This window comes from Marinobacter sp. CP1, from assembly GCF_001266795.1.
Classification (GTDB): domain Bacteria; phylum Pseudomonadota; class Gammaproteobacteria; order Pseudomonadales; family Oleiphilaceae; genus Marinobacter; species Marinobacter flavimaris.
This window is the reverse complement of record NZ_CP011929.1, coordinates 4,494,540-4,513,107: the sequence shown is the minus strand read 5'-3', so window position 1 is coordinate 4,513,107 and position 18,568 is coordinate 4,494,540. Positions and strand designations below refer to the sequence as shown.

Below are 18,568 nucleotides of genomic sequence, written 5' to 3'. Positions count from 1 at the left end.
TCAACTCTGCAACCGGTCTTTAAAGACTTTCCAGTCAATCACGTTGCCGTCGGAATCGAAGTGGACGTATCCGCGGAAACTCGGGTCATCTTCCCAGGCCTTCACAAAGCCTACGGTTTCACCGGAGTCTGAGACGATCTCAAAGGCTTCGCTGCGGGCATTGGCAATGTCTTTATCAGGCTCTGTATCTGAACGCTTGAGGCTTACGGAGGAGTCTAGGGGCAAGTTGCTTTGAAGGAATTCCTGGATCATCGTCGAGCTCTCCTTTCAGGGTGAACCGGTCTGGTTCTGGAGGTAGCGTAACTATAGGACGATCCGGTAGAAGAGAATACAGATTCAGATCAATTTTCTTAGATTTTTTCGAGATAAAAGGGCTTTAAGAACAATAGGATATTTCATTATTGTGACAGTCTGTAACCTTCTGGACTGATTATTTTTCAACCAGTTCAGAAGGTTACCGAGAGCAGAGTCGATCAGTCACGAGGATCAGAATTTCCAGAACGGAGTGCTCAGTTTCTGTTCAACCAGTTCAGGGGAAAATCCCACATCGTTCAGCAACCGACGATCCATAGTCATCACCAGATGGATAAAGTTGCGCTTCATCCGCCAGCCTTTGTAAAGCGAAGCAGCTCTTTTCATTTCATTACTCCTTGGTCAACCCCAGAATATTGGTCTCCGAAAACCGGGACCTTGTTTAATTAGGGTCCTATTCTAAGCTTGACGAGGAGCTTTCTGAATACTTGGAAACCCCTATAAACAGGGGCTCCAAGCATTATTGGGTGTCAGAATTGTGTACTTTTGATGGCAGTCTTATGACGCCTTGGCGTTTGAAAGTAACACTTGGTAAAGGTCATCTTTCAGCTGTGCGCGTTTCTGCTTCATGCGGTGGAGTTTGTCATCACCGATGGGAGAATCCCTCTTTTCCAGCCCTTCAATTTCGTGGTCGAGATGCGTGTACTCCTGAAGCTTTTCGTTGAACTTGAGATCATTGTTCTTGAGTTCCTGAATCAGTTCTCGGTACTGCGGGAATTCTACGTGAAGCTCATGGCTGGAAATGCCCATCGTATTCCTCTCCTCTTCTTTGCAGAGTGTTGATCAAAGCTGATCACCTTCAGCATAGACGAGCGTGCCAGTTTCTGGGCGTCTTTGACAAATCGCTAATTACGCACGACGTTGCATGGGTATAGCATGGTAGTACGTTATCCAGTTACGCCTCGGGACACTTGCGAATGACCTTTGCACGAATTACCGGCACCGGTTCCTACCTGCCTGAAAACATCGTTACCAACAAAGACCTCGAGAAAATGGTCGACACCACCGACCAGTGGATTCGCGAGCGCACGGGAATCGAAAGACGTCACATTGCCGTTGAAGGCCAGACCACAGTGGATCTTGCGGAGCAGGCTGCCAGGAATGCCATTGATGCCGCGGGCACCAATGCACAGGACATCGATCTGATCGTGTTTGCCACCTCCACCCCGGACAAGATTTTTCCGAGTTCCGCATGCATCCTGCAGGCGCGTCTTGGCATCCATGGCTGCCCCGCGTTCGACATACAGGCGGTATGCAGCGGATTTGTATACGCCCTCGCAACAGCAGAAAAATTCATCAAAACCGGAAGCAGCAAGAAGGCCCTGGTTATCGGCGCCGAGGTGTTCTCCCGCATCATTAACTGGGAAGACCGTGGTACGTGTGTCTTGTTCGGCGATGGCGCCGGCGCGGTGATCCTGGAGGCCGACGAAGAAACCGGCATCCTTTCCACCCATATCCATGCCGATGGCCAGTATGCCGATTTGCTGCACGTTCCCTGCGGTATTGCCGATGGCTACGACCAGGTCAAGGCCGGGCGAGCGTTTGTGGAAATGAAAGGCAACGAAGTGTTCAAGGTGGCGGTCAACACCTTGGGCAAGATCGTTGACGAAACCCTGGCAGCCAACCAGATGCAGAAATCCGAGATCGACTGGCTGGTTCCGCACCAGGCCAACCTGAGAATCATCTCGGCCACGGCAAAGAAACTGAACATGTCCATGGATCAGGTTGTCGTGACGGTGAATGAGCACGGCAACACGTCCGCTGCATCTATCCCCCTCGCCCTTGATGTGGCTGTGCGAGATGGGCGGATTAAGCGCAACGAGGTGCTTCTCCTTGAGGCTTTTGGCGGCGGATTTACCTGGGGCTCTGCACTGCTCCGTTACTGATCGGCCAGCTTTCTGATCGCCACTCGTTTTGAACCAGAGGCGGGCTTCAGCTTTTGTTGAAGCCCGTTTTTCATTGTGTTTACCGCACCCTGTCAGATAGACTGTATTTTTATACAGTACCAATAACGCTCACTGCGAGGAATAACCATGGCAGTACAAGCAGTCTACTTTTCTGATAGGGACGGCCTGGATATGGCACTGAAAAATCCTGAGACGATGCTGTTCACTTCAAAAGCCGAAGCCGACGCCCGGGACAAAGTGCTCGAACTGGCGGAGGAAATTCAGGTATTCCTTGGCCGCAAGGTTGAAGGCCTGGGCGACGATCTGGCCGAACGCTGTGCCATGGCCATAGCGGAGGACAAAGACCTGTTCCAGAAAGCTCTCAAAAAGCCAGAGCTGCTGAACGCAGAACAGGAATAGCAGGACAGGGGCGGCGCCGCCGCCCTTCTCTCATGCCACGGCTACCCAGTTGCCATTGTCGTAACGCGCTACGCCCCGGCCAGACATCCGGTGCAGACTGACCCACTGGTTTTCCACCAGAGCCGCCACATCTGGCTGGCGACGCAACACAGATTCGATCCGATCTTCCGGCGCATCAATCAGAACAGTAAGACGAACCGGTTCATGGCGCCAATGAGTACCATCGTGAACCGACTGCAGCGGCAGGCCAATTCTCAACCGTGCGTTATTACCTTCGACAACGCCGACATTCCCGCCAACCACGGAGTGCAGGAGCTTGTTACCCGAGCCATACACTTCGGGAACCGTTACCGAAGCAAAGTACTGAAGGTTGATCCAGTTGGCGACGATCATTGGTGCCGCCAGCAAAGCCTCCAGAAGACCGCCATCTTCGTCCAGAGTCGGATCGTAATCGTGCAGGAATACGCGGCCGGACAGGTTGCAGCCCCGGGTCCTGCTGCGCTTCGCGAAGATGATTGCCGCGTTATTGGCCAGCCCCCACTCCGGACGAACCTCTGACCAGTCCCGGGTCCGGGTTTCCATGGCCTGCTTGAGGTTATCGTCGTCCAACCCGTTCAATTTCAGCGGCGTTGCCCGCTCTTTTCGAGCCCGGATGCCGGCTGTTTCGAATCCGGCTTCCAGATCTGCCAGGTGCTGCATGTGCGAATCCGGGATAAGATGGCGATCAGCAATCGTTACCTTGTCCGTCGCGGTGCAGTGCTCGGCAGCGACCGCCCAGGTGAAGTCCGGAATTCTGATACCTTCGTCGGCAAGCCCCGCCCTGACCTGTGGATCATTGACCAGGCTTGCTGCAAGCCGGGCGTTCACGCCGCCGCTCTGGCCGCCACATGCACCACAGTCGAGACCAGCCTGGTTCGGGTTGTTATCGGTATGACAGCCATGGCCAACAAGTACCAGCAAAGGCGCGAAACCACTGGTCAGAGACATCCCGCGGAGCATATTGGCCGCCAGCGCAACCCTCTCGGCATCAGAGAGCGGGTCGCCTCCGTGGCTATGGACCAGACGCCCCTCTACACTTTGGTCAGGGCGGGTTTTGTGGCCCTTTTTCAGAGTGTCTTTCACCAGTTTCCAGGCCCAGGCCAAACCGGTGGTCTCAACCAGCGTGAACGTCGACAAGCTGGTGTATTTCGCCTTTCTGACTGATTCACGGGCGATCTCTCTCTGATCGAGAGAGCGATTCACTGCCAGATCCTCTCGCAGGCTGCCCTTGGTATCAATCAACCGGAAAGACGCGGGCAACAGGCCCGGCAGTCGGCGGGCCGGGGCAAGCGGTCCGTGTTGCTGATGATCGATTGGCATTCCGAAAAAACCGGCGAATCCGAGCGTCTGCACGTCGGGGCACACTGCTTCAAGGTGGCGTCGCATCACTTCGGAGCGAACATCGATACAGAAAACCGCCTGGACTGCAGGAATGCCACGCCCGGAGTCTGGCAACGCCTGCTTGAGCGGCGCAGATTCAAGTGCCTGCCACAAGGTGCGCTGGTAACCAATCTCGAAGGCACGCTGCCACACCCACAGCCTGCTGCGGTCATCGTAGGCGCCCCTGCGACTCGCGCGGGCTCTCTGCCTCTGCCACTCTGCTTTCTGTGCCGTCGAGGCGAAGGCTACCCCTGCGGACTCCCAGACCAGCATGATCGCCAGAATGTCCTCACACCGATCGGATGAACGCCCCTCAAGGCCTGCCCGCCAGTCTTCTCCGCGACACCAGGAGGCCCAGCCGTTCACTCTCAACAACAGGCTATGGCACAGCGCTTCCAACTCATCTCCACGAGCGCCGATCCGATTCAGCGCCTCCTGTACTGCCTGATCCCTGCCGTCCGGAACCGTCTTGAAGAACGCACGGCCCCCTTTCAACCCGGTCGTAAAATCAAGCGCCAGATCCTGCCTGACTGATTCAAGCCAAAAACCGAACAACCCCCCATTGGCCTGGTTGCCCGAAACGGACCATCGGCTCTGGCGCTGATCGAAAAAGGCGCCGCAAACGCGAGAAACCTGGTCGCAAACGATGTCAGTCAGAACACCGGCCTCCTCGTGGGCATTCGCAACCGCAACGGTATCCAGAATGGAACCGCGCATTGGCGCAGTTATCGCCCCCTTTCGACCCAGCCAATCAAGGTACCAGGCGGTATTCCGCTCATCGCCGCGCTCCGCAATACTTGCCCTCAGATCGTCTTCCCGAATCCGGCCACCTTCCCAGGCTTCTCGATAAAACTCGGTTGGCATAAGCATACTGAAACCCGCGCGCTCGTTGAGCACCTGATCAACCCGCGGGGCCGGAAAATGTCTCAGCCCCCAGAACGGATTCACCGCTATCCACTGATCGAGAGGCCAAACAGGGGCGATCAGGTCGCAGGCCTGTTTAACCGGTTTACGCCAGTCATCGCTCAGCCACTGCAGTTCCGGTAACGGGGCGCTTACATCGCTCATGATCTCTCCTCCAGTCTGAACGGATGATGCGGAACCCTGCGGAACATGGCCGGCACCTTCAAAGCCTCCGCCGCCAGGAAGCGGGTCAACCGATCAAAGGGCAATTCCAGGTAAAGCCCCTGAAGAAAATGAACGCCCAGAGCGCGGGTGGCCGGGAAGCGAGCACCGAATACAATCATCAAAGAGCACACGGCGAGCAGCGTTACCAGAGTGGCGCCCGTTCCCAGAGCAATGCCGGGGATAGCAAACCCTTCCTGCTCGGGAACGGCCGGGCCGATGAGAAAGTGCAACAATGAGTACAGCGGAACCAGGAGCACTGCCAGTCCCGCAAGCTTCAGCTTCACCGCTTTGGTTGCTCCGGCCGGGATGCCCATGGCGGCCGCCGATACCGCCAGCACCAGCAATGCTCCGAAAACCGGATTGTTTTCCACGATCCACGGGAACTGAACCAGGATCGCCGCCGCCAACAGGCCGGTAAGCCCGGCCCAGGAGAGCCGGTTAGCAGAGGGAGATTCGGGAAAACGCGTTGCTGCCGATACCGCCACCGTGCGACCAGAAGCCAGGAACGAATGCGCCTTGTACAGCGAATGGGCCAGTAGATGCAGCAGTGCCAGTGTGTAGGCCCCCATGCCGATTTCGAACAGCATAAAGCCCATCTGCGCACAGGTTGACCAGGCAAGAGCATGTTTGACCGAGTACTGGGTCATCATGGTGAGAACCGCAACGACCGCCGTCATGCCGCCGATCACGAGCAGAATCATGTGGCCGGCCGTAAAGCCATCGAACACCGGGAATAAACGGAGCCAGAGGAAACCGCCAAGATTGATAACCCCGGCATGGAGCAGCGCAGACACGGGCGTGGGAGCCTCCATAACGCGGATGAGCCAGCCATGAAAGGGAATCTGGGCGCACTTGAGAACCGCCGCCAGAGCCAGAACCACCGAGGCAACTGTCAGCGCTGTTGAGCCACCGGCTCGGGCGCCCTCATTCTGGATGATGTCTGGCAGGTAAAAGGTGCCGTAATGCAGGTAGAGCGCCACCACACCAAAGACCACCAGCGCATCCCCCACCCGGCTGACGATGAACTTCTGAACCGCCGCCATTCGCGCCTGGGGCCGGTCCTGATAGAGGGTGAGCAAATGATGCAGGGCCAGACTGACACCAATCCAGGCGCCTGCCAGAATCAGCAGATGGTTGGTAAACACCAATACCAGAACAGAGGCAACCGTCACCAGAAACCATGGAAGAAAACGGTCACGGCCAGGGTCCTGGCTGAGGTAGTTGTCTGCAAACCGAAGAATAACCCAGCCAATAAACGCCACCATCGTGGCCATCCAGACCGCTATCCCGTCTGGATACAGGCCGAAGCGCCCACCCAGGGTGGCTAAACGATTGCTGTCGCCTCCTGTATAGGGCTGAATCAGGAGGAGGATTCCCATCACGACCGAAACAGCCATGGAAGCCAACAATGCCCACCCGGCAAGTCGCCAACAGTGGTTCACTTTCAGTGGATTCTTCAGCCAGCCAGTCAAACCGGCAAGCAGGAAGAGACCGACCGGCAGCAGCAGCCAGAGTGCGAGGATCGAGAGCAATGAAAATTCGGCGATTGGATTCATACTTGCAAACCTCCTGATTGCAAGTACTTTGCCGATCCTCGTCACATATAAAAAATGGTTTATACTTATCAGATCATTCGTTTTTAGAGAACGAAATCACATGAAGCTGAATTACCATCACCTTTACTACTTCTGGAAGGTCGCGCGAACCGGTCACCTGACGCGGGCAGCTGACTCGCTGCATATTTCCCAGTCGGCGCTGTCGGGTCAGATACGCAAGCTGGAAGACAGCCTGGGACACGACCTCTTCATTCGCGAGGGGCGGCGCCTCAAGCTGTCTGAAGCCGGGAGAATGGCATTCTCCTACGCCGAGGAGATCTTCCGCCAGGGTGAGGAACTGACGGCATTGTTCGCCTCCGGCGCTCAACCAAACCGCGAGATACTCCGGATCGGGGCGGTGGCCACCCTCTCCCGTAACTTCCAGGAAGGCTTTCTTCAGCCGCTGCTGAACCGCGAAGACCTTGAGTTGAGCCTGCAAAGTAGCCACATGGATGAGCTGCTAAGACGGCTCTCGGCGCATCGACTGGACTTGATCCTCGCAAACCAGGCGGTACAGGGAGATGAACAGAATCCCTGGCGGTCACGGCTGATTGCCAAGCAGCCGGTCAGCATCATCGGGCCGCGGGGAATAGACGTTCAGGGCGATTTTGTCGACGTACTGCGTGGCCGGAGCCTGATTGTGCCGGGCCCGGACAACAACATACGCCAGGCCTTCGACCAGTTGTGCGAGTATCACAGGCTGCGTCCCAACATCGCCGCCGAGGTGGATGATATGGCGATGATGCGACTTCTCACCCGGGATACCGGTCATTTCGCCATCATGCCTCCGGTGGTCGTGCGCGACGAAATGAAGAGCGGAACCCTTGCAGACTACGGCGCCCTGCCAGGCGTCTTCGAGGAGTTCTACGCCATCAGTATCCGGCGCCAGTTCGAGACGCCGGCACTCAGGGAACTGCTATCCCAGACTCAGGACAATTACCTGACCCGGACGCCGATTGGTCATTCTGACTAGCCCGAGTGGCGAAAAATGTCATCCATAAGGCTGACTTACATCCGTATACTGAAGCGGAAAGACCACAATAATAACGCCGGACATATGATCATGAGCCAAGCCAGCCTGCGAGAACACCCGTCCATTCTGATTATCGGTAGCGGTTTTGGTGGTCTGGGCATGGCCATCAAACTGAAACTGGCCGGATTCAATAACCTGACCCTGCTGGAAAAAGCCGACCGGGTTGGAGGTACCTGGCGTGATAATACCTACCCCGGTGCCGCCTGCGATGTGCAATCCCACTTTTATTCATACTCCTTCGAACCCAAGCACAACTGGTCGCGGAAATTCGGATTGCAGCCCGAAATACTCGGGTATATGGAGCACTGCGTTCAGAAATATCGCCTGGGCAGTCACATCCGGTTTAACTCCGAGGTGCAGGAAGCCGCGTTTGACGACGAAACAAATCAATGGTCGGTGACTCTCGCAAACGGTGAGCAGCTGACCGCCAACGTACTCATCACCGCCACCGGACAGCTCAATCAACCTGCCTGGCCAAACCTGAAGGGCCTGGACCTTTTCCAGGGCAAGATGTTCCATTCAGCCCGCTGGGATCATGATTACGACCTCTCCGATAAACGAGTGGCGGTCATTGGAACTGGCGCGAGTGCCATTCAGTTTGTTCCGGAGATTGCATCGAAGGTAAAGCAGTTGGACCTGTTTCAGCGCTCGGCGGCCTGGGTCCTGCCCAAGCCGGATCGGCCTTTCAAGCGCTGGGAGCAGACGCTGTTCCAGAAAGTGCCGGCCTGGGATCGCCTTTATCGATACCTCATTTATTGGAAAAACGAGAGTCGCGCCCTCGCTTTCACCAAATTCAGTGGCCTTCTCGAGTATTACGCGAACATGGCAAAGCGGGAGGCCAGAAAACAGGTCACAGATCCCGCCAAGCTGAAAAAGATCATTCCAGACTACAAGATCGGCTGCAAACGGATTCTGATTTCCAACGACTGGTATCCGGCCATCAACCGGCCGAACGTGAATCTTATTACCGACCCTATTGACCACATTGACGAGTCCGGCGTCATTACGCACGAAGGACACCACCATGAAGTGGACGCAATTATCTGCGGCACTGGTTTTCGGGCCTCGGAGTTCCTGTCACCCATCCGGATAACAGGCCGGGGCGGAAAGACCCTGAACGAGGCCTGGCAGAACGGCGCTGTGGCGTTCAAAGGCATCACCGTCAGTGGCTTTCCCAACATGTTCATGCTCTATGGGCCCAACACCAACCTGGCCCACAACTCGATTCTGTACATGCTTGAGTCCCAGTTTCGCTACGTTCTGGAATGTCTGGAGGCGCTCGAAAAGTACCCTCACTCCGCCATGGACGTCCGGCAAGACCGGCAGGACCGTTTCACCCATGTGGTTCAACAGGGCCTGGAAGACACGGTCTGGAGCTCCGGCTGCACCTCCTGGTACCTCGATGAGCATGGGCGCAATACCATCAACTGGCCGGGATTCACCTTCACCTACCGGTTCGCGACCCGCCGGGTAGACACCGCTGATTACCAATTTCTTTACCCCGGCCAGACCGCGGGGTAATCGGGTGAAAGCCTTTGCCCTTGAACCTCGGCCATATTCATAGGATGATTGGGTTATAGGTTAGAAGGATGACATACACATGCTGGAACGTATTCGCAAAGGCTCGCTGGTCGAGACTGCTATCGAAAGTCTCAGAAACGCCATCGAAAAAGGTGACTGGTCGGTTGGCGATCGCCTGCCCGTCGAATCAGAACTTTCCGAATCCCTCGGAGTAAGCCGCAACACGGTTCGTGAGGCGGTTCGGGTGCTGGTACACGTGGGGATGCTGGAAACCCGCCAGGGGGATGGCACATACGTACGAGCGACACGGGACGCCGGGGAGACACTGCGGAGAATTGCCCGCACCCAGCTGGCGGAGCAGCTGGAGGTCAGGATCATGCTGGAAACGGAGGCCGCCAAGCTGGCAGGGCACCGGCGGACAGAACAGGATCTCCGGCACATGACCACAGCCCTCGATGCTCGCGCCAAAGCGGGAGATGACCTGCAGGCTCGCATCCGGCACGACGAAGCCTTCCATCATGCCCTGGTTGCCGCTTCTCATAACTCAGCGCTGATCGAGCTCTACGACTACTTTTCCCACGCTGTCAGCCAGACCATCGAGCAGACCGAAACCGACGCAGACCTGCCGGAACCCTCCCAGGAAGACCATGAACTCCTGCTCGCGGCGGTCCGGCGTCAGGATGAGGGCAAGGCAGAATCCCTGGCAAGGGCGCTTTTGAAACCCAGCCTCCAGGCCTTGAAGCGTCGGGAGTCCTGATTCATGAAGTTCCGGATCGACACCTTTACCCTGCTGCTCCTGGGCGCCATCGTATTAGCCACCTTTCTGCCTGCAACTGGCCAGGCAGGCGAGGCACTGGCCACCGCCGGAACGGTCGCCGTCGCCCTGCTCTTCTTTTTCCATGGCGCAGCGCTGTCCCGGGACCAGATTATTGCCGGTGCCACCCACTGGCGGCTGCACATTCTGATCACTTCGCTCACCTTCGTATTTTTTCCACTTGCGGTGCTGCCGATTAACGGCCTCAGCAATATCGCACCATCCTGGATGCCGAAAGATCTTGGTTTGGGGTTTCTTTACCTGGGCGTCCTGCCGTCGGCGGTGTCCTCTTCCATCGCCTATACCGCGATGGCGCGGGGCAATGTTCCGGCGGCAATCTGCAGCGCAGCCGCCTCCAATGTCTTTGGCATGATGCTGACGCCATTCCTGCTGTTGCTGTTGGTAAGCACGTCCGGCGGTGGGGATTTCTCCGTAGCGGAAGCCCTGAAAGACATCGTTCTGCAACTGCTGCTGCCTTTTGCGGTTGGGCATGCGCTCCGACCATGGCTCGGCGGATTTCTTGGCAGAAACGAAACACTGATGGCCCGATACGATCAGTGCGTGATCTGGCTGATCGTCTACTCCGCTTTTTCACATTCGGTAGAGAGCGGACTCTGGGAGAATCTGCCCCTGCAGGCCATCCTTTTCGCCATTGCGCTGTGCCTGGGCTTGCTGCTGCTATTCATGGTGTTTGCCAGGTTCCTGGTACGGCGATTCGGGTTCAGCCTGGAGGATGAAGCCGCGGTGGTGTTCTGCGGCTCCAAAAAGAGCCTGGCGTCTGGTCTGCCCATGGCCAAGGTCCTGTTCTCAGGGCACCCGGGCTTCGGCATGATCGTGTTACCGATCATGTGCTACAACCAGATACAGGTTATCGTCGGAGCCTTCCTGGCCCAGAAGTACCGGGATAAAATTGAAAGGGCGAATGCAGAGAAAACGGGTTGATCCGGGCGGCGAAATCAACCGCCACCCATTCCGCCAAAGAGTGTGGCAAGAATCGCCAGCCCTACAATCCAGCCAATCACCGCCGGCCAGAAATTGACCATTTGCGGTGGCTGTTCGCCCTGCTCTTCAGCCATATCGGGTTCCGGGTAATTCCGATCGTCGGCCGCCTCAGGCGCCTGCTCCACAGTGAACCAGTCGAACCACTCACCGAGAAACTGGGCCACCGGCGCCGGAAAGGTACCGTTTTCCGCCATCGGCCGTATCTGGGGCTCCAACTGGCGACCAATCTCGCGTCGCAACCGCGGCTGATCGGCGGGCGGCTCGTCCAGAATGGCTTTCCAGATGCCCGGGTCCTTGCTTCTTGAGGAGTCATTGAGCAAGGCCTTGATCTGGATAACCACCTCACGAACCACCTGGCCCTCGTTGGCATCCAGCGGACGATCAGGCTCCTCGTCCTGCACCTCGCGATGCGGTTCAGTCTGAACCGTGTCAGAAGCCTGCTTTACCGGGCCCGGATCGTCCCCGACTGCCTCCCGGAAAGCCGCTTCCAGGCTCTTTGCCTCGTCTTCCGAAGCAAACTTGAGCTGTTGCTCATACGCATCCTGGATCTTCCGGCGATCGCCGGTCGGCTCAATTCCAAGGATTTCCCAACAATTCATAAAGCTGCAACTCCCGGGCCTAGCAGCCTGTCGGACTTGCACCTGACAGACAGCGTTTAAAGTGATCTTGTTCGCTTGGCTCCCGACTTTCACCGCAAGTGGCCATCGGGGTGCACAGATTGGCCTCAATGGCACCTAAAGTACACCATGAAAGGCCTTAAAATGGCGGCAAAAGGCCCTCACACCGCCATTTTCAACACGCTCATACGCTTTACGTTCCATGCCAGCGTGGCTAACGTCCATTCGCCTGCAACCTTCTTCAGCCCCCTCATCGAGAACTGCCTCAGGCCCATCACCTGCTTGATAATTCCGAACACGGGCTCCACTGTTTGTTTTCGCAAGGCGTACAGCGCTCGCCCAGATTGGGTAGTGAGCCGGTGTTTCATCTGCACCACCGGGTCGTTCGTGACAGGCGCTGGTTCATCGGCTGCGAATCGATCAAATACGGACAGATGGTGTTGATCGCGGGCCACCGCCAGTGACGGCTGGATGTTATTTTCCCGGCACGCCTGAACATTGGTTTTACTGAAGTAGCCCGTGTCGGCCAGCAGATCAGTGACGGTGCCCAGGGCCTGCGGCAACGCACCTATCTGGGTCAGGGCTGGAGTAATCTGCTGTTTGTCGTTTGTCGCCTGGGTCATGTGGGTACTGACAACCAGCATCGTCTCGGTATCCACTCCGGCCTGAGCGTTATAACACTGCTCAAAGCCCCCGCCGGAGACGGGCATGATGCGCGATTCGTCATCGCTCAGGTTCACTTGATCGGTATCCCGAGGGCCGGGCTGCGGTGGTTTAGGTGCCCGGCCCCGGGGCTTTTTTCCGGCGTCCCTCTGGGCCTGCCGTTTGGCCTGTTTTTGCTGGTAGTCGGCCTGCTCCTGATCAAAGCGTTCTTGTGCTCGCGCCTCTATGGCCCGCTTGGCGTCTGCCAGCGCTTCCAATCGGGCTTCACGCCGGGCGATTTCGGCGGGGATATCCATACCCTCAAGTACTGGTGCCTGATCTGCGGCCTCCGCCTGAGCGGCGAGTGCGTTCACTTCCGCCTTGAGCTGCGCCTCAATCTTATTTGCGTGGGCATAGGACAGCGCTTTGTGCTTACTGGCGTTCGCTTTTACCTTGGTACCATCCAGGGCGATCCGCCCCAGCTTCACCAGATTCATTTCCCGCGCCAGCAGCAGGACCTGCACGAACAGAGCCTCAACCTGAGGAAGAAAGCGACGGCGGAAGGTGGCGATCGTGTCGTGATCCGGATGCGTGTTGGCCGCCAGGTAACGGAACGCAATCGAGTCGTGGGTAGCGCGCTCAATCTTGCGGCTGGAGAAAACGCCGGTCGCGTATCCATAAATCAACAAGCTGAGCAATACGGCAGGATGATGGGCCCGTGAGCCGCGCCCGGCATACTGCCGCGTTAGCTCAGACAGATCGAGCTGATCAACGACCTCGACGACAAAACGGGCCAGATGGTCTTCAGGCAACCAGTCTTGAACAGACGGTGGAAGCAGGAAGTCGGTGTCCCGGTCAGCTATTACGAAATGTCCCATCAGTGAATTCCGGTTGTGGCCCGTGTTGCCCCGATTATCTCATGTCGATACTGCTTGGTTAAGTCCGACAGGCTGCTAGATTTATTACATTTCAGAGAGACAAACTGTCTGTAGTCCCTTACGATAGGACCTAATCATAATAAAACCGCTTTATCCTTTTTTCTCGGCAGATTATAGAACGTCAACCATGCATCAATCGACAAAAACGGCAGGAATGGGTGACCGCCGCCCTCTGGCAACCTGCTTCGGCATCAGCCTTGCCCTGTCCGCCCTGCTTCCGGCTACCGCGCTCGGCCAAACTGACACACCTGATTTCATGCCCGGCTTGCTTGCCCTCGAAGGCGAACAAAGCGAAATCCCCGAAGTACTGACTACGACACGATTGCGCCAGTCAAAACTCAGGGTTCCCGGCACCACCACGATCATCACCGGCGACATGATCCGTGACCTCGGCATCATGAACCTCGTAGAGGCATTCCGGCTGGTTCCGGGCATGGTGGTTGGCCACTGGGGAAGTACCAACCCGGTGGCAACCTATCGCGGTACTTCCCAATACGAGCAACGCCGCCTGCAGGTTCAGATTGACGGGCGAACCGCCTACAGAATCAGCCTCGCAGACGTAGATTGGCTGGGCATGCCGGTGGCACTGGAAAATATCGAACGTATTGAAGTGAGCCGGGGCCCAAATTCCGCCGCCTATGGCATCAACGCGTTTCTTGGAAGCATCAATATCATTACCCGCTCACCGCAAGACACGGCGGGGGTGGAAGCCTACACCTCGGTTGGGTCCCGTGGTCACCTTCGCACGTTTACCTCCGTGGGCGATACCGATGCCGACAAAAGTTGGCGGTTGTCGTACGAGAAGCGCAAATCCAACGGCTTTGATAGTCAGATTGATGGCGGCCAGGAGATCCCCTTTCACGATGGCCACGACATCAACAACTTCAATTTCGACAGCGTATTCCGAATTGACCGCCAGCATTCGGTTGACGTGCGAGCAGGCGTTCTGGATGGCGTAAATGAAGAAGATCTCGAGAAGTCCGGAAAGCTGGGCGCCACCACAAACCCGGACATTATCATGGATGACTACTACCTCCATGTCCGGTTCGACGGAGCGACCTCGCCCGACCACTTCTACCATATCCAGGCGAGCTATCAGAATCAGCGACAGAGGCAGCGGTGGACCGTTTCCGCGCCTGCAGCGGAGATCAATGCCCTGCTGCCGACAGGGTTCCCACCCTTCCCCGAGGATCAGGGTCCGTTCATCGCTGACCTGAACGAAGACCTGGAAGAAACCCGGCAGGAAATTGAATTCCAGGACACCATTATTTTCAGTGACCAGTTCAAGCTGGTCTCCGGTGTGGGCTATCGCAAGGACTCGTTCAATTCCGAAACCTTCTTTAACGGTAAAGGGGACAATTACCAATCCCGGGTATTCGCCAACGCTGAGTACTCGCCCTTTCGGTGGCTGACCTTCAACGCAGGCGGCAACTGGGAGCGGACCACGACCACCGATGAAGACTATTTTTCCCCCAGAGCCGCGGCAAATTTTATCCTGAACAACAACCACGCGCTGCGGTTTGTCTTTTCCCGGGCGGTCCGCACACCGGATGCCTTCGAGCAGAATCCGGACTGGTCCTATACACCGACCAACGTTCAGCCACCCTTTGAAGCACTGGATGGCCAGAGAATCAAAGTGGAAGACATCCTGGACCCGACTACGTCCACTTACGGGCAGGAGTTGGAAGAGGAGTGGATCACCTCCCGGGAGATCAGCTACTTTGGCCAGTTCCATCTGGAAAGTGCCCTGCTCTCGGTGGAAGTGCGCTACTTCAACGACGATTTCCATGACATGATCAGTGGCGTTATAAACGAGGAAGAATGGTATATCGCAAACAACGTTGATCTTGAGCAGGAAGGCGTCGAGCTGGAAACCTCGCTGGAGTTTTCCGGAACCAAGCTCCGGGCTACCTACGCGTATCTTGAGCAGGAAGGCAGATACACTGGCGACCCGGCCGCGCTTCCGGTCGACAAGCAGGAACGTGCCGTAGATCTTATGGGCCGTCTCTCCGCCCGTGACTCCGGTAGTTTTGCCTGGATCCAGGATCTGCCAATGGGCTTCATGACCTCAGCGGCCATGTACTGGACCAATGAAGTGCGCAATACCCGGTTCGAGCGGGCCGATTTCAGGCTCGCACGTCGGGTGGACAGAACCAACTACAGTTATATGCTGGCACTGACGATCCAGCATTACCTTAACCCCAAGCCATGGATCAGCCCTGACAACCGGATTGAGGATCAGAACCAGTTTTTTGTTGAAGCTGGGATTCGTTTCTGAATTTAACAAGGAAAGCGTGAGCCCTGGACGGTATGGAGCGAAGGACAGACACGATTCACCGAAAACGGCATAGAAACGGAACTCCGGGCCTTTTGATCAAGGTCATGTGGATTCTATATCTCTCTGTTTCCGCCATGGTTGCCAATGCCCAGGAGGCACCGGCACGGGTCGTTTATTTTGTCGGCTCAGGCAACGCACCTTTAGATCAACATCTGACTGCTCTCCTGAAACGGCAGCTGGGGCCAGCGACCTCCTTGAACGAGGTCTCCGACGACCAACTAGCCACACTGGAGAACAGCCCGATCATTACGGTCGGCCCTGCCGCTTTCTCCCGGGCACGCCAAGCCAACCGCTCCGCAGCGATCCTGGCCATGCTGGTCGACCGGTCCTTTATCTCCGCCTTTGCCGAGCGGTCGCCGGGCCAGATCTCGGCGGTTTTATACGACGTGCCGCTGATCCGCCAAGCTCTGACGGGAAAGGCCATCCTGCCACAAGCGACCAAGATAGCCCTGCTGGCAACCGCAGACTCGGTGGAACTTTACGAACCGCTGATTGATGAGCTACCGGCCTATGGCATGTCGGCCAGAATATTTCTGGTAGAAAGCAACGACAACCTGATCTCAACACTTGTCCGGGCCCTGGGTTATGGAGATTTTCTGTTGGCCGCCCCAGACAGTGCCATATACAACCCCAGAACCATCAAACATATTCTGCTGACCGCCTACCGCCGTAACCAGATCGTCATCGGCCCCACTCAGGCTTATGTCAAGGCAGGCTCCCTGGCCTCCAGTTACGCTCCGTTCCCTGAAATGGTTGAGATGGCTGGCAGCTTTTTATCGACCTTTTTCGAAACTGGTGCATATCCGGAACCCTCGTATCCGGAAGAGTTTCGGGTCGAGGTCAATGCCCAGGTTGCACGTTCTCTGAACATTCCCTTGCCGAGCCGTGAGGATATTGCCACACGGGTGGATCGACAATTAGCGATTAATGGGGAGGCGTCTGATGAATAACAGCCACAGACAACAGCGCCCCATGTCCCGAAAGCTGCTGCTCCTCGGAGCTCTGCCAGCCATAGTCATGTTTATCGTGCTGATGGTGTTCTTCACGTCTGTGCGCCTTGAGGATGCGCGCCGGGATCTCTCCGACAGCAGCCAGATGCTTGCCGACAGCCTCGCCCCTGCCCTGGAATACGCCGTTGTCTCTGGCAACACTCTGGCACTGGACCAGATCCTTTCCCAGTCGCTGCGTCGCAGCAAAGCCGACTGGATCCGGGTTTCTGACGTTATGGGAGACCAACTCGGCTTCGTTTCCCACGAACCGATCAACCCGGGTGAAACACCCGAGCGCTACCAGATCTACGAAGCCGAGATTCTCCAGCAGCCCCTGGAATTTGGTTCGGAGCGCACTGCGGAGTGGTTTGAGCCAGACTATGGCTTTGGTTCCGGTTCTCTGAGGGTTGGCACTGTTCAGGTTGGCGTAAGTCAGGATGTTCTTGCCGAAAGGCGGCAGGATATTCTCTGGACATCGATCGCCGTTGGCGTGGCCCTGCTGCTGTTCAGCATTCTGATCATCAATCATTTCCTTGGAGCAATTCTGGCACCGATACGGGACCTCGCCGGGCGAATCGGTCAACTCACCGATGGTGACTACCAGGAACGTCCCCTGAATACTCACCAGAGTTCGAAGGAGATCGTTGCCATTGAAGAGCAACTCAACCAGCTGGCTCATCACCTGGCCGGCCTGAAAACAGCACGGGACCAGACCCTCGCCGCCTCCGAAGGTGCCCGGGAAAAGGCCGAGATGGCAAATCAGGCAAAATCCGAATTTCTGGCAACCATGAGCCATGAGTTGCGTACGCCCCTGAACGGGGTGCTTGGGATGGTCGATCTGATCCAGGAAGAACCGCTTACCCAACGCCAGCGCGAATACCTCAACACTGCCCGCCAGTCCACCGAGGATCTGTTGACCGTCATCGGGGACATCCTCGATTACTCGAAGATGGACAGCGGCACCCTGAAGCTCGACAGCCAGGAGTTTAACCTTCGGGAACTGATTTCCAACTGCACCGCCACCTACCGACACCTCGCCGAGCAACAGGGCCTAGCCCTCAACCTCAAGTTCTTTGGCGACTGGCCGGACAACCCCGTTGTCATCGGTGACCCCGCACGTCTGCGGCAAATTCTGGCGGGGCTGGCTGACAACGCCATCAAGTTTACCGGCGATGGCTTTATCAATATCCAGGCGGGCTTTTTCGCCCTGGAAGACAACTGCATCATTCTGAATTGCTCGGTCAGCGACTCCGGGTCCGGCATTCCGACCGAGCGCCTTCACGACATTTTCAACTCCTTCGAACAGGTCGACGGCGGAAACAGCCGGCTATACGGGGGCACCGGGCTTGGCCTGTCCCTGGTCCAGCGGCTGGTTGAACTCATGGGCGGGCACATTCAGGTGGAAACGGATCTGGGTAAGGGTTCCTCGTTCCGGTTTGAGCTGCCCTTCGAGTTGGCGGATCGACCCATCGATCCCGAGCCGACCGGGACACCGCCAAGGGAAACGATTAATGGCACCAGCCACGCCCTGGTGGTGGAAGATAACCCGGTAAACCAGCGCGTTGCCACGGCTATGCTCAAGCGATTGGGTTTCCATACCGATTCCGCCAACAACGGCAAGGAAGCACTGGACAGGGTGACCACTAACCACACAGGCTACGACATCATATTGATGGACTGTCAGATGCCCGTGATGGACGGATACGAGGCCACCCGCTATATCCGGGAATGGGAGCAGAGCAACGCGCAGATTGGGACACCGATCATTGCACTAACGGCAGACGTTCTGCCCGGCACGGAAAAGAGTTGTCTCGATTGTGGCATGAACGACTATCTGGCCAAGCCTGTTCGCAAGGAAATGCTCCGCGAAGTGCTCAGCCGCTGGATCAAGCTCTAGAAAGGTTCCGGCGCCCA

The 18,568-nt window shown here is 56.8% G+C and carries 16 protein-coding genes; 9 read left to right on the top strand and 7 right to left on the bottom strand.

Annotated elements, in window-relative coordinates:
- The 3 genes from ACP86_RS20780 to ACP86_RS20775 form a co-directional block, all read right to left on the bottom strand.
- A complete protein-coding gene (locus ACP86_RS20780) occupies window positions 1-252 on the bottom strand; it encodes a hypothetical protein (RefSeq protein ID WP_008171147.1) in 252 nt (83 codons plus the stop codon).
- A 234-nt stretch (window positions 253-486) separates the two neighbouring features.
- Window positions 487-639 (bottom strand): hypothetical protein, encoded by a 153-nt coding sequence (locus ACP86_RS23040; RefSeq protein WP_008171150.1) that lies wholly within the window; start codon window positions 637-639, stop codon window positions 487-489.
- Window positions 640-810: 171 nt separating this feature from the next.
- Window positions 811-1,062 carry a YdcH family protein gene (locus tag ACP86_RS20775; protein ID WP_008171152.1) on the bottom strand — a complete coding sequence of 84 codons (252 nt, stop codon included), beginning with the start codon at window positions 1,060-1,062 and terminating at the stop codon, window positions 811-813.
- Between the two features lie 167 nt (window positions 1,063-1,229).
- On the opposite strand from ACP86_RS20775, the gene ACP86_RS20770 reads away from it, so the two are divergent.
- Window positions 1,230-2,198, top strand: a complete 969-nt coding sequence (locus ACP86_RS20770) for a beta-ketoacyl-ACP synthase III (RefSeq protein ID WP_053115302.1) — start codon at window positions 1,230-1,232, stop codon at window positions 2,196-2,198.
- Window positions 2,199-2,345: 147 nt separating this feature from the next.
- On the top strand, window positions 2,346-2,618 hold the full coding sequence (locus tag ACP86_RS20765; RefSeq protein ID WP_008171158.1) for a YebG family protein: 273 nt from the start codon (window positions 2,346-2,348) through the stop codon (window positions 2,616-2,618).
- A 30-nt stretch (window positions 2,619-2,648) separates the two neighbouring features.
- Here ACP86_RS20765 and ACP86_RS20760 read toward each other — a convergent pair whose 3' ends face one another.
- Window positions 2,649-5,105 (bottom strand): YbcC family protein, encoded by a 2,457-nt coding sequence (locus ACP86_RS20760; RefSeq protein ID WP_008171160.1) that lies wholly within the window; start codon window positions 5,103-5,105, stop codon window positions 2,649-2,651.
- Window positions 5,102-6,721, bottom strand: a complete 1,620-nt coding sequence (locus tag ACP86_RS20755; RefSeq protein ID WP_008171162.1) for an NADH-quinone oxidoreductase subunit L — start codon at window positions 6,719-6,721, stop codon at window positions 5,102-5,104. Before ACP86_RS20755 ends, ACP86_RS20760 begins: the two co-directional genes overlap by 4 nt.
- A 100-nt stretch (window positions 6,722-6,821) precedes the next feature.
- Here ACP86_RS20755 and ACP86_RS20750 point away from each other — a divergent pair, with 100 nt between their 5' ends.
- From ACP86_RS20750 to ACP86_RS20735, 4 genes are all read left to right on the top strand, one after another.
- Window positions 6,822-7,733: a LysR family transcriptional regulator gene (locus ACP86_RS20750; protein ID WP_014577006.1), complete on the top strand. Its 912-nt coding sequence runs from the start codon at window positions 6,822-6,824 to the stop codon at window positions 7,731-7,733.
- 84 nt (window positions 7,734-7,817) lie between these two features.
- Window positions 7,818-9,314: a flavin-containing monooxygenase gene (locus ACP86_RS20745; protein ID WP_008171165.1), complete on the top strand. Its 1,497-nt coding sequence runs from the start codon at window positions 7,818-7,820 to the stop codon at window positions 9,312-9,314.
- Window positions 9,315-9,393: 79 nt separating this feature from the next.
- Window positions 9,394-10,071, top strand: a complete 678-nt coding sequence (locus ACP86_RS20740) for a FadR/GntR family transcriptional regulator (RefSeq protein ID WP_008171167.1) — start codon at window positions 9,394-9,396, stop codon at window positions 10,069-10,071.
- Between the two features lie 3 nt (window positions 10,072-10,074).
- Window positions 10,075-11,070, top strand: coding sequence for a bile acid:sodium symporter family protein (locus ACP86_RS20735; RefSeq protein ID WP_053115301.1), 996 nt, complete (start codon window positions 10,075-10,077; stop codon window positions 11,068-11,070).
- A gap of 14 nt (window positions 11,071-11,084) precedes the next feature.
- On the opposite strand, the gene ACP86_RS20730 is transcribed toward ACP86_RS20735, so the two are convergent.
- The gene (locus tag ACP86_RS20730) at window positions 11,085-11,729 is read right to left on the bottom strand and encodes a hypothetical protein (protein WP_008171171.1); all 645 of its coding nucleotides are present in this window, start codon (window positions 11,727-11,729) and stop codon (window positions 11,085-11,087) included.
- A 179-nt stretch (window positions 11,730-11,908) separates the two neighbouring features.
- The gene (locus ACP86_RS20725; RefSeq protein ID WP_053113251.1) at window positions 11,909-13,267 is read right to left on the bottom strand and encodes an IS1182 family transposase; all 1,359 of its coding nucleotides are present in this window, start codon (window positions 13,265-13,267) and stop codon (window positions 11,909-11,911) included.
- Window positions 13,268-13,454: 187 nt separating this feature from the next.
- On the opposite strand from ACP86_RS20725, the gene ACP86_RS20720 reads away from it, so the two are divergent.
- The 3 genes from ACP86_RS20720 (at window position 13,455) to ACP86_RS20710 (ending at window position 18,551) form a co-directional block, all read left to right on the top strand.
- Window positions 13,455-15,605, top strand: a complete 2,151-nt coding sequence (locus ACP86_RS20720) for a TonB-dependent receptor plug domain-containing protein (protein ID WP_039881866.1) — start codon at window positions 13,455-13,457, stop codon at window positions 15,603-15,605.
- Between the two features lie 104 nt (window positions 15,606-15,709).
- Window positions 15,710-16,615: a hypothetical protein gene (locus ACP86_RS20715; protein ID WP_227507771.1), complete on the top strand. Its 906-nt coding sequence runs from the start codon at window positions 15,710-15,712 to the stop codon at window positions 16,613-16,615.
- Window positions 16,608-18,551, top strand: coding sequence for an ATP-binding protein (locus ACP86_RS20710; protein ID WP_008171178.1), 1,944 nt, complete (start codon window positions 16,608-16,610; stop codon window positions 18,549-18,551). Before ACP86_RS20715 ends, ACP86_RS20710 begins: the two co-directional genes overlap by 8 nt.
- Window positions 18,552-18,568: the final 17 nt, after the last annotated feature.